Origin of the sequence: Variovorax boronicumulans, from assembly GCF_040544675.1 — a bacterium.
GTDB lineage: Bacteria > Pseudomonadota > Gammaproteobacteria > Burkholderiales > Burkholderiaceae_C > Variovorax > Variovorax boronicumulans_D.
The window spans coordinates 106885-117301 of sequence record NZ_JBEPKK010000018.1 but is presented as its reverse complement, the minus strand read 5'-3'; the positions used below and the strand labels follow the sequence as shown (position 1 = coordinate 117301).

12 protein-coding genes are annotated in these 10417 nt (G+C 67.6%); 3 read left to right on the top strand and 9 right to left on the bottom strand.

Translation table 11 applies throughout. The annotated features are described in order from the left end of the window. Positions 1–99: 99 nt before the first annotated feature. Positions 100–711: an OmpA family protein gene (locus ABIC90_RS24595; protein WP_354358840.1), complete on the bottom strand. Its 612-nt coding sequence runs from the start codon at positions 709–711 to the stop codon at positions 100–102. After that, complete coding sequence (locus ABIC90_RS24590; RefSeq protein WP_354358838.1) at positions 708–1202, bottom strand: FecR family protein; 495 nt, start codon at positions 1200–1202, stop codon at positions 708–710. Before ABIC90_RS24590 ends, ABIC90_RS24595 begins: the two co-directional genes overlap by 4 nt. 154 nt (positions 1203–1356) lie before the next feature. Here ABIC90_RS24590 and ABIC90_RS24585 point away from each other — a divergent pair, with 154 nt between their 5' ends. Next, positions 1357–2265, top strand: a complete 909-nt coding sequence (locus tag ABIC90_RS24585) for a cation diffusion facilitator family transporter (RefSeq protein WP_354358836.1) — start codon at positions 1357–1359, stop codon at positions 2263–2265. Then, positions 2262–2705 carry a D-aminoacyl-tRNA deacylase gene (gene dtd, locus ABIC90_RS24580; RefSeq protein ID WP_354358834.1) on the top strand — a complete coding sequence of 148 codons (444 nt, stop codon included), beginning with the start codon at positions 2262–2264 and terminating at the stop codon, positions 2703–2705. Before ABIC90_RS24585 ends, dtd begins: the two co-directional genes overlap by 4 nt. 6 nt (positions 2706–2711) lie before the next feature. Here the strand turns inward: dtd and ybeY are convergent, their stop codons facing one another. Further along, positions 2712–3170, bottom strand: a complete 459-nt coding sequence (ybeY, locus tag ABIC90_RS24575) for an rRNA maturation RNase YbeY (RefSeq protein WP_354358832.1) — start codon at positions 3168–3170, stop codon at positions 2712–2714. Between the two features lies 1 nt (position 3171). Next, complete coding sequence (locus tag ABIC90_RS24570) at positions 3172–4119, bottom strand: PhoH family protein (protein WP_354358830.1); 948 nt, start codon at positions 4117–4119, stop codon at positions 3172–3174. Between the two features lie 169 nt (positions 4120–4288). Here ABIC90_RS24570 and ruvA point away from each other — a divergent pair, with 169 nt between their 5' ends. Then, on the top strand, positions 4289–4861 hold the full coding sequence (gene ruvA / locus ABIC90_RS24565) for a Holliday junction branch migration protein RuvA (RefSeq protein WP_354358828.1): 573 nt from the start codon (positions 4289–4291) through the stop codon (positions 4859–4861). Positions 4862–5102: 241 nt separating this feature from the next. On the opposite strand, the gene ABIC90_RS24560 is transcribed toward ruvA, so the two are convergent. From ABIC90_RS24560 to ABIC90_RS24540, 5 genes are all read right to left on the bottom strand, one after another. Then, positions 5103–6056, bottom strand: coding sequence for a phosphatidate cytidylyltransferase (locus ABIC90_RS24560; protein ID WP_354358826.1), 954 nt, complete (start codon positions 6054–6056; stop codon positions 5103–5105). A gap of 124 nt (positions 6057–6180) precedes the next feature. Beyond that, positions 6181–6822, bottom strand: coding sequence for a lysophospholipid acyltransferase family protein (locus ABIC90_RS24555; RefSeq protein WP_354358846.1), 642 nt, complete (start codon positions 6820–6822; stop codon positions 6181–6183). 47 nt (positions 6823–6869) lie between these two features. Then, positions 6870–7310 carry a hypothetical protein gene (locus ABIC90_RS24550; RefSeq protein ID WP_354358824.1) on the bottom strand — a complete coding sequence of 147 codons (441 nt, stop codon included), beginning with the start codon at positions 7308–7310 and terminating at the stop codon, positions 6870–6872. Next, positions 7303–8649: a phosphatase PAP2/dual specificity phosphatase family protein gene (locus tag ABIC90_RS24545; protein WP_354358822.1), complete on the bottom strand. Its 1347-nt coding sequence runs from the start codon at positions 8647–8649 to the stop codon at positions 7303–7305. Before ABIC90_RS24545 ends, ABIC90_RS24550 begins: the two co-directional genes overlap by 8 nt. After that, positions 8646–10412, bottom strand: a complete 1767-nt coding sequence (locus ABIC90_RS24540) for a bifunctional alpha/beta hydrolase/class I SAM-dependent methyltransferase (RefSeq protein ID WP_354358820.1) — start codon at positions 10410–10412, stop codon at positions 8646–8648. Before ABIC90_RS24540 ends, ABIC90_RS24545 begins: the two co-directional genes overlap by 4 nt. Positions 10413–10417 lie beyond the last annotated feature (5 nt).

Genomic DNA, 10417 nt, shown 5'->3' with positions numbered 1-10417 from the left:
AGAACTGCAAGCCGTTCACATGGACAGCAACGGCCAATTCGATCCTCGAAAAACTCACCCGCCTATGCGGGCGAATTAACGGGACAGGACACTAGCTAGCTAGCGGACTTCGATGGTGACGCGCCGGTTGCGCGGCTCGTCCACCTCGTCGGCGGTCGGCACGGCCAGGTCGCGTTCGCCGCGGCCCACGGCTTCGACGCGGTTGGCCGGGAACTTGCGCTCCACGAACAGCTGAACCACTTCCTGCGCGCGGCGACGCGACAACTGGTCGTTCGATTCGCCGCTCCCCTTGGTGTCGGTATGGCCGGTCACCACGATGTCGCCGCCGCTGCGGGCCAGCGCCGCGGCCAGCGCCTCGTTCATGACCTGCTGCGAAGCCGGCGTCAGCGTGGTGCCGCCCACCTCGAAAAACACCGTGTAGTTCTGCGGCGGGGGCGGGCGCATGTCGAACAGCGGCTTGTTCTCCGCCTGCACCTTGGCTGCATCGACCTGGTCGACCACAGGCGCGCCCTTGGCGCCCACGGCGGCGGTGGCACGCTGGTACGGCCTGGAGATGATTTCTTCGCCGTCCTTGGCGCGCACCACCACGGCGGACGGCGTGCCGTCGGCCTGCGGCAGCAGCACCACCCGCGTGCCCGGGGTCGAGCAGGCGGAGAGCAGTACGGTGATCAGGACAGTGGCAAGGACGAGGGGATGGCCAGACTTGATCATGGCTGGCCGTCGGTCTGCACGATGAAGTCGGTGCCGCGGATGCCGATGGTGGCTGTTTGCGTCTCGACCCGCACCGCGTCGGGGTTCGTCTTGCCGATCAGCCCGGTGATCATGCGCATCGAGCCGCGCAGCAAGGACACCAGGAGCCCGCCGTCGCGCGTGGTGGCATCGAAATGGAATTCCTTCAGGTCCATCCGCGAGGAGGGGCCGATCACCAGCGTCGTGTCGTCGCGCAGAACCACGGAGGCCGACGAATCGGGGCCAGTCACGATGCGATCCACCGAGCCAAGTGCATCGCCCGCGCTGGCGGTGCGTGCCGTGCCGGCCGCGCTGAGCAACTGCACATTGCCGCGCACCGACTTCACGAAGCCCGCCTGGGGCTCGGCGACTGCGGGCGCCGCCGGGGCCGGGGGCGGAGGTGTCTGGGCCTGGGCCAGCAAGGTGGCGCTCCACAAGGCGAGGCCGCCTGACGCAATCAAAAATTTGTTCATCGTCCAACTCTTTGCGAAAGGAATATTTCGCACTAGTCACAAATGTTAAGGCGAAGGCGTTACATATAGTGACTGCGCTGATAATTGAGCGCCATCTTGCGGCCTTTTGCCGCTTTTTGCGTCGTCTTTTGTCGATTTCCTGTTTGGATTGCGCATGCCGCTGACCCCCAAAAACCTGCTGCGCATCTCGGTTGCCGTGGCCCTGATCACCATCGTGCTCAAGGGGCTGGCGGGCTACATCACCAACTCGATGGGCCTGATTTCCGATGCCATGGAGTCCTTCGTCAATCTCGCCAGTGCGATGTTTGCGCTGGCCATGGTGACCATCGCCGAGCGCCCGGCCGACGAAGACCACCCTTACGGCCACCACAAGGCCGAGTATTTCTCGTCCGGCTTCGAGGGCATCCTGATCGTCGGCGCCGCCGTGGCGATCCTCTGGGTGTCGGTGCAGCGGCTGCTGTCGCCGCAGCCGTTGGAGCAACTGGGCTGGGGCCTGGCGCTGTCGGTGCTGAGCTCGGCCCTCAACGGTGCGCTCGCCCTCATGCTGTTCCGCGCGGCGCGCACGCACCGCTCGATCGCGCTGGAAGCCGATGGCCGCCACCTGATGACCGACGTGTGGACGTCCGCCGCGGTGGTCATCGGCATCGTCGCCGTGCACTTCACCGGCTGGCTCTGGCTCGATCCGCTGCTGGCCATTGGCGTGGCGCTCAACATCGTGCGCGAGGGCGTCAAGCTGGTGTGGCGTTCGTCGCAGGGCCTGATGGACAAGGCCCTCGATACCGACACGCTGGCCACCGTGCGCGCCACGCTGGCTGCGTTTGCGGCGCGCCAGCCGGATGGCCACCGCCTGCGATTCGACGACATGGTCACGCGCGGCGCCGGCCAGCGCCGTTTTGCCGACCTGCACATGCATGTGCCCGGCGACTGGACCCTGCAACACGCCGCCGCCATGCGCGACGAACTCGAACAGGCGCTGATGGACGCCGTGCCCGGCCTGCGCGTCACCATCCAGCTGCTGCCGCTCACCATGGAAGCGCGCGCCACACAGATCGAACAGCCATGAAAGCCGTCCTCCAGCGCGTTGCCAACGCACGCGTCGACATTGCAGGCCAGACCGTCGGCGCCATCGATACGGGCCTGTTGATCCTTTTGTGCGCCGAGCGCGGCGACGTCGACGCGCTGGCCGACCGCATGCTCGCCAAGATCCTCAAGCTGCGCATCTTTTCGGACGACGCCGGCAAGATGAACCGCAGCGTGCAGGACATCGGCGGCGGGCTGCTCGTGGTGAGCCAGTTCACGCTGGCGGCCGATGTGAGCGGCGGCAACCGCCCCAGCTTCACGCAGGCCGCGCCGCCCGACGAGGGCCGTCGGCTCTACGAGTACTTCGTGGCGCAAGCGCGTGCTGCGCATCCGGTGGTGGCGACCGGCGAGTTCGGTGCCGACATGCAGGTGCACCTCGTCAACGACGGGCCGGTCACGATTCCGCTGCAGATGTCGGCGTAGCGGCCGCTACTTGCCGTAGGGATTGCGGATGCCCAGTTCCGCAAGGATCTGGATTTCGTACGCTTCCATTTCGTCGGCATCGGCTTCGCTGGTCTCGTGGTCCCAGCCCTGCGCGTGCAGCGTGCCGTGCACCAGCAGGTGCGCGTAGTGCGCGGCCAGCGTCTTGCGCTGTTCCTTCGCCTCGCGCGCCACCACCGGCGCGCACAGCACCAGGTCGGCCATGGCCACCGGGCTCTGTGCATAGTCGAAGGTCAGCACATTGGTCGCGTAGTCCTTGCCGCGGAACTCGCGGTTCAGGCGCTGGCCTTCGTCGGCATCGACGATGCGCACCGTGATCTCGCCGTCGATGTCCAGCGCGTGGCGGATGCAGCGCGCGACGCTGTGGCGCGGGAGCGCGATGCGGTGCCGTTCCACGCCCTTGAAGCGCCCGAACTGCAGCGAAAGAGAAAGTGCCGGCAGCGCCATCTCAGTGCGTGCCGGTGCCCGAGCGCTTGCGCTGCCCGTCGTAGGCGTCCACGATCTTGGCCACCAGCGGATGCCGCACCACGTCGGCCGTCGTGAAGTGCGTGATCGCGATGCCGCTCACGCGCCTGAGCACGCGCTCGGCATCGATCAGGCCACTGAGCTGTTGCTTGGGCAGGTCGATCTGGCTCACGTCGCCGGTCACCACCGCCTTCGCGCCGAAGCCGATGCGCGTGAGGAACATCTTCATCTGCTCGACCGAGGTGTTCTGCGCCTCGTCCAGGATCACGAAGGCGTTGTTCAGCGTGCGGCCGCGCATGAAGGCCAGCGGCGCGATTTCGAGCGCATTGCGCTCAAAGGCCTTCTGCACCTTCTCGTAGCCCATGAGGTCGTAGAGCGCGTCGTACAGCGGACGCAGGTACGGGTCGACCTTCTGCGTCAAGTCGCCCGGCAGAAAGCCGAGCCGCTCGCCCGCCTCCACCGCCGGCCGCGTGAGCACGATGCGCTGCACCGCCGCGCGTTCCAGCGCATCGACCGCGCAGGCTACTGCGAGGTACGTCTTGCCGGTGCCGGCGGGGCCGATGCCGAAGGTGATGTCGTGCTTGGCGATGTTGTCCAGATACAGCGCCTGCGTCGGCGTGCGCGCGCGCAGGTCGGCGCGGCGGGTGACGAGCATGGCCGCGTCTTCGTCGCTCATCGAGCCGTCGCCGGCCAGCGTTAGCTGCACCACGGCCGGGTCGATGGCGCGCTGGGCGATTTCGTACAGCGCTTGCAGCACCTCCATGGCGCGCTGCGCGGAGGCCTTGGGACCGTCGACCTTGAACTGCTCGTGGCGGTGCGCGATCTTCACGCCCAGCGCATCTTCGATGCGGCGCAGGTGCGCGTCCAGAGGGCCGCACAGGTGGCCCAGGCGCGCGTTGTTCGGTGGGGCAAAGGTGTGTCGCAGAATCACTCGGTATCCATTTCCATCTATTTGGCAGCCCTATGCAAGACCAGCCATGCTCGAAAAAACGCAATCCAAAGCGGGAAACACCGCGGAACCGGCCTTGCCGGGCCGCCGGTGTTGCCCCCTCGACGGGGGAGGCGGCTACACGAAGTGAGCAAGCAACGGGGGTGGGCCGATGATAGGCAAACTCACCGGCATCCTGGCCGAGCGCAACCCACCGCAGGTGGTGGTGGACTGCAACGGCGTCGGCTACGAGGTCGATGTGCCGATGAGCACCTTCTACAACCTGCCCGGCACCGGCGAGCGCGTTTCGCTGCTCACGCACTTCGTGGTGCGCGAGGACGCGCAGATTCTCTACGGTTTCGGCACCGCCGAGGAGCGCGCGGCCTTTCGCCAGCTCATCAAGATCACCGGCGTGGGCCCGCGCACCGCGCTCGGCCTGCTCTCGGGCATGAGCGTGGGCGAGCTGTCGCAGGCCATCACCACGCAGGAGCTCGGCCGCCTCGTCAAGATCCCGGGCATCGGCAAGAAGACCGCCGAGCGGCTGCTGCTGGAACTCAAGGGCAAACTGGGCGCCGACATCGGACTGCCCACGCATGCGGCCTCCGACGCGCAGGCCGACATCCTGCAGGCACTGATTGCGCTGGGCTACAGCGACAAGGAAGCGGCGTTGGCGCTCAAGGCGCTGCCGAAGGATGCGACGGTGAGTGATGGGATCAAGCTGGCGTTGAAGGCGCTGGCGAAGTAATCAGGGACAGATCTTCCCGCCCTGCGCGCAAAAAGCCCCGCATGGCGGTTGCGCGCATCCCGCGTGGCGAAGAACTTCGCGGCCTTCTTCGCGATGCGCAACCACACGCCGGCATGCATGCCGTGGTGGCGCTTGTACCAGCGCACGAGGGCTGCGGCGTTGGCGAATTCGAGCGGCGTGTCATTGACGATGCGCTCCGCTTTCGCGGTGGGTTTCGCGGCCTTCTTGGCTGCCGCCGTGCTCACGGCACCCACCAATAACGCAGCGCATGAAAGTAGATCGGCGCCGCGAAGATCACCGAGTCCAGCCGGTCGAGCATGCCGCCGTGGCCCTCGATCATCGAGCCCCAGTCCTTCACGCCGCGGTCGCGCTTGATCGCCGACATCACCAGGCCGCCGAAGAAGCCCATGAAGCAGATCATGAAGGCCATCAGCGCCGCCTGCCACGGGTTGAACGGCGTCGCCCAGTAGAGCGCCGCGCCCAGCGCAGTGGCGCTCGCCACGCCGCCGACGAGGCCTTCCCAGGTCTTGGAGGGCGAGAGCTCGGGCGCGACCTTGCGCTTGCCGAAGAGCTTGCCCCACACGTACTGCAGCACGTCGCTGCCCTGTACCACGATCACCAGGAACGCGATCAGCAACAGGTTGCGGCCTTCGAAGCCCGGAATCTGCAGCGTGAGCAGCGCGGGCACGTGGCTGATGCAGAACACGCAGACCATCAGGCCCCACTGGATCTTGGAGGTGCGCTCCAGAAAGCGCTGCGTGTCGCCGCCCACGGCCGCGAGGATCGGCAGGATAAGGAAAGCGTAGACCGGGATGAAGATCGAATAGAGCCCGTACCACTCGATCCAGATCAAAAAGTACTGCCCCGGCAGCGCGACAAAAAACGCGAGCGCAATTGCCGCGTGGTCGCCGCGCCGCGTGTACGCGAGGCTGATGAACTCGCGCAGCGCATAGAACGAGATCAGATAGAACAGCACGATCACGCCGCCCTTGCCGAACGCGAAGGCCAGCCCGATCACCGCCACCATCACCCACCACGCGTTCACGCGAGAGTTGAGGTTGTCGATCACCGAATGCGGCTGGCCGCGCGCCACGCGCCACTTGAGCAGCGCGCCGATGGCCGAGGCCAGCACCAGCACGCCGAAGACGCCGCCGAAGAGCTTGAGCGTGGTCCACGCGAAAGGAGAGAGGGTCATGTCGGACGTCTGGTTTGGATTGTTCGCGGAACACCGCGGAACCGGCTTTGCCGGGCCGCTGGTGTTGCCCCCTGCAAGGGGGTTGGCGAAGCGACACGAAGTGCGCGCAGCCTGGGGGTGTGTCTCATGCTCGGTCGTATTCGGGGCGCAGATCCAGCATGGCGGCGCGTGCGCGGGCGATGAAGGTGTTCTTGTCCTCATCCTCCGCCAGCACGATCGGCGTGCCGAAGCGCACCGTGCAGGCCAGCGGAATCGGCACCAGCGTGCCCTTGGGCAGCACGCGCTTCAAGTTCTCGATCCACACCGGCACCAGCCGCACGTTGGGGCAGGCGCGTGCCAGGTGGAAGAGGCCGCTCTTGAGCGGCAGCAGGATCTCGTCGCCGGTGTTGCGCGTGCCTTCGGGAAACATGATGAGCGAGTCGCCGCCTTCCAGCGCCTCCTTCATCTGCTCGACCGGGTTGTCGCCCTGGCCCGAGCCGTCGCGGCGGATCATGAGCGCATTGAACACGTCGGCGCCGATGAACTGGCGCACCTTCGAGGCCATCCAGTAGTCCTGCCCGGCCACTGGCCGGGTGAGGGCGCGCAGGTCGGGCGGGAGCGTCGCCCACAGCAGCACGAAGTCGCCGTGGCTCGTGTGGTTGGCGAAGTAGAGCGTCTGCTCGGCCTTGGGCGTGGTGCCGCTCCAGATGGCGCGCACGCCGGTCAGCAGGCCCGCCGCGCCGATGATGAGCTTGCCCGCGACGACGGCGAGCGCGCGGCGCAGCACCGTGCTTTCGGGCCTGTCGTCTTTTTCGTTGTTGTCGGCTTCGTCGGTCAAGAGAGGTCCTGTGTCATCAAGGCAAGAAGGAACATGGCGCTCTGGCAGGCGACCACGATGGCGTGGCGCTGCATGAGCTGGCGGGTGCCCTGCACGCGGTCGTCGAGCGGGCGGGACGTGTGCGATGCAGGCGCGTTGCGCAGGCCCAGGCGGTCGAGTGCGCGGTCTAGCGCATCGAGCGAGGCGATGGTGCCGCGCGCCAGGTCGTCGAACAGCGACTGGTCCAGCCGCAACCGGAACGCGAAATAGCGTTCGAGCACCCCGAGGATCACGACCGCCCCGAAACCCATGGCGGCCGTGGTCGAGAGCGAACGCAGCGTGAGCGCGAGCACCAGCGCCGAGATGCATGTCAGCGCGAAGCCCCACAGCGCCAGCACCATGAAAGCGCGCAGCAGGCCGGCGAGCGCAGCGCAGGTGGCGCGGTCGTTGTCATTCATGGGGCGGCGCCTGCGGCAGCGTGTTCAGGGGTGCGAGCGACACCCGCCAAGCGGCGTGCAGCACGACCTGTGGCCGCGCGCGGCGCACCGCGTCCTCGGCCTGCATCAGTCCGTTTCCCGGACCGTAGCGGCCCAGCCAGGCGATCGTCGCCGCGGCGCTGCGCGAGAAGCCGAGCGCGCAGCACACCCACACCGGCGTGCCCCCGGCGTTGCGGCGCTGGCTTTCGATGACCGCTGCCGCGCGTTGCAGCCGCACCGTCGGCGGCACCGTCAGATCGAGCAAGGGCACGCAGCGCGCGTCCGTCACGCCGGCCGGCACCTGCAATTCGGCGCACAGGCTCACCAGGCGGGGTTGGCCGGCGGCCAGCCATTCGGCATGCGTGGGCCGGCGGCCGAGCCGGAGGCCGGGCACCACCTCGACCGACGCCGGCAGCTTGCGCGTCCAGAGCCAGGCATTGACGGCGGCGCCCAGCCGGTAGGGCGCGAACAACCAGCGCGCCGCCCAACCCATGCGCCCGCGACCGTTCATCTGGAAGCCGCGCGCCCCCAGCCCGATGTAGTTGAGCACCACCAGGGCCAGCGACGCAGCCGGCCATGCAAGCCACAGCCACATGCCGCCGCCATACAGCGCAGCGGCCAGGCACAGCACCGCACCCAGCCCATAGAAACTCGCGAGCTTCCAGCGCTGCGGATCGCGCGTGACCTGCCAGGCGCGCCGCATCGACACCACGCGCTCCAGCGGCCACAGCCATACGCAGACCAGCCCCAGCAGCGCGCCGGTCGGAATGTCGATGAAGTGGTGCTGCCACGTCGTGAGCACCGAGGCGCAGATCGCGAAGGCCCACACATGCAGCACCAGCCGCGCCCACAGCGGGCGGATGAACTGCCGGTACCAGTCCCACAGGATCACGGCGAGCGCGATGTGCAGCGAGGGTGCCTGGTTGAACGGCTGGTCGAAGCCGCGCAGCGCATTGAACAGAAACGCCGGCGCGCCACCGACTGGCGGCTGGCCGAAGCTGAAGTGCAGCGGCCAGAGGATGAAGCAGGTGCACGCGACGAGCGTCGCCGTGACCAGCCGCAGCGCATGCCGGTCCAGCGTGTGCTTGCTGCGCGCGAGGAACAGCGACAGCGCGTAGAACAAGTTGATCGTCCAGTACGGAAAGATCGTCCACGGCCAGAACGGGATCTGCCGCTCCCAGTCGAAGGCCATCGAAGGCACGTTCGCGCGCGTGGTGGCCCACCAGTTGGCGAAGCCGTAGGTCACGTAGAACAGCGGCCCGAGGAACACGAGCCATGCGGCGGCGCGCTTCCAGGGGCGTTGCGCGAGCCAGGTTTTCATCTACCGGTGCGCACCGCCAGCGAAACCGTGAAGATCCCCCACTCATCGACCCGCTGGTCGATCTTGCGGAAGCCCGCTTCTTCCACCAGCTGGTCCATCTCGACCTGCGTGCGGCGGCGCATCACCCAGGCCTCGCCCTGGCGGTGGCTGGTGAGCGCGCGCGCGATCATCTCCAGTTGCGGATGCCACGGCTGGCCCGTGTAGACCAGGTAGCCGCGGTCTTCCACCGCATCGCCCACGCCCGCGAGCGAGCGCTGCACCATCTCGTTGTCGGGAAAGAGTTCGTACAGGCCCGATACCACCGCCAGCGTGGGCCGCGGCGTCACCGTGGCCAGGCTGATGCGGTCGAAGGCATCGGCCTGCACGAACTGCGCGACGTCCTGCAGGCCCTTCTCGGCGATGAGTGCGCGGCCGTCGCGCACATTGATGTCGCTGTAGTCGCGAAGCAGGATCGAGCTGGCCTTCACCGGGCTCGCGAGCACCGCGTCGAGCACATAGCGGCCATGGCCCGCGGCGATGTCCATCACCCGCACCTCGCGGTGCATCTCGGCCAGCCGCTCCATCGCGATGCGCAGCAGCTCCTCGACGTGGATCTTGCGCTGGCGGATGCCGCGCCAGCCGATCGAGTTGAGATACGTGTTGTCGATGTTCCGGCCCAGCGGACCCTTGCCTTCGGGGTGGTTGCGGTAGACGTAGTCGAGCGTGCTGCCCGAATCGAAACCGGTGGTGTGGCCCAGCGCGATGCCGCTGGAGAGCTTGCCGCCGATGCGCAGGCCCGCGCGCGTCATGGCCCAGTAGGCGCCGCGCGGCGACAGGGGCGAGAGCGGTTCGGCCAGTGCGCGCGACTCGTCGGCCGTGTCGCCGGCCAGGTGCGCGGCGGTGCGGTCGACCGGCACGGCCGGCGCGTCGAAGCGCTGCAGGATGAATTCGCGGATCTGCGCCACGGCCGGCGCCCGGTCTTTCTCGCCCAGCGTGTCGTGGAAGAAGCCCGGCAGCTCCGTCTTGGTCTTCACGGCGCTGCCCAGCCGCTCGAAGAACTGGTGCTGCGGCTTGTGGTGAACCACCCAGTCGGCACCGGAGATCAGCAACTGCACCGGCAGCGTGATCGCATTGGCATCGGCCACCACACGGTCGGCCGCTTCGTAAAGGCCCAGCAGGATGTTGACCGCGATGGGCCGCGAGATCAGCGGATCGCTCTCGTAGCTCGCGATGCGATCGGGGTCGTGCGTGAGGAACTTCGCCTTCACGTAGCTGTTGACGAAGAAAAGGCCGCGCAGCTTGTGCATCAGCCCGAGCCCGGCGCGCGCGAAGGGCACGTAGAGCTTCACCTTGAAGGCGGGCGAGGCCAGCGTGAGGCCGCGCACCTTGGGCGCGTAGTCGTGCGCCCAGGTGGCGATCAGCACCGCGCCCACGCTCTGTGCGACGACGTGGATGTCTTCCTCGGGCACGCCGTGCGCGCTGCCGATGTGGTGCACGAAGGTCTGCACGTCGCGCACCGAGGTGCCGAAGCTCGGGCTGTAGCCGCGCTGGCCCGGCGAGCGGCCGTGGCCGCGTGCGTCCCAGGCGAAGAAGTCGAAGTCGGGCAGGTTCAGCTCGTCGACCAGGTGCGCCATGCGCGCGCCGTGCTCATGGCCGCGGTGGAACAGCACGATGGCGCCGCGGCGCACGGCGCCCGTGGCCGGCCAGTGGCGGTAGAAAAGCGATTCGCCGTCGTGCGTCTGGAAGTGATGCTCTTGCGCAATGCGCGGTGTGGTGTCTGTCATTGAAT

Bases quoted from the DNA above. Each gene is read 5' to 3' on its own strand.
- ABIC90_RS24545 (WP_354358822.1), bottom strand. From the start codon at position 8,649: ATGAAAACCTGGCTCGCGCAACGCCCCTGGAAGCGCGCCGCCGCATGG.
- dtd (WP_354358834.1), top strand. From the start codon at position 2,262: ATGAAAGCCGTCCTCCAGCGCGTTGCCAACGCACGCGTCGACATTGCA.
- ABIC90_RS24590 (WP_354358838.1), bottom strand. From the start codon at position 1,202: ATGAACAAATTTTTGATTGCGTCAGGCGGCCTCGCCTTGTGGAGCGCC.
- ABIC90_RS24550 (WP_354358824.1), bottom strand. From the start codon at position 7,310: ATGAATGACAACGACCGCGCCACCTGCGCTGCGCTCGCCGGCCTGCTG.
- ruvA (WP_354358828.1), top strand. From the start codon at position 4,289: ATGATAGGCAAACTCACCGGCATCCTGGCCGAGCGCAACCCACCGCAG.
- ABIC90_RS24560 (WP_354358826.1), bottom strand. From the start codon at position 6,056: ATGACCCTCTCTCCTTTCGCGTGGACCACGCTCAAGCTCTTCGGCGGC.
- ABIC90_RS24595 (WP_354358840.1), bottom strand. From the start codon at position 711: ATGATCAAGTCTGGCCATCCCCTCGTCCTTGCCACTGTCCTGATCACC.
- ABIC90_RS24585 (WP_354358836.1), top strand. From the start codon at position 1,357: ATGCCGCTGACCCCCAAAAACCTGCTGCGCATCTCGGTTGCCGTGGCC.
- ybeY (WP_354358832.1), bottom strand. From the start codon at position 3,170: ATGGCGCTGCCGGCACTTTCTCTTTCGCTGCAGTTCGGGCGCTTCAAG.
- ABIC90_RS24540 (WP_354358820.1), bottom strand. From the start codon at position 10,412: ATGACAGACACCACACCGCGCATTGCGCAAGAGCATCACTTCCAGACG.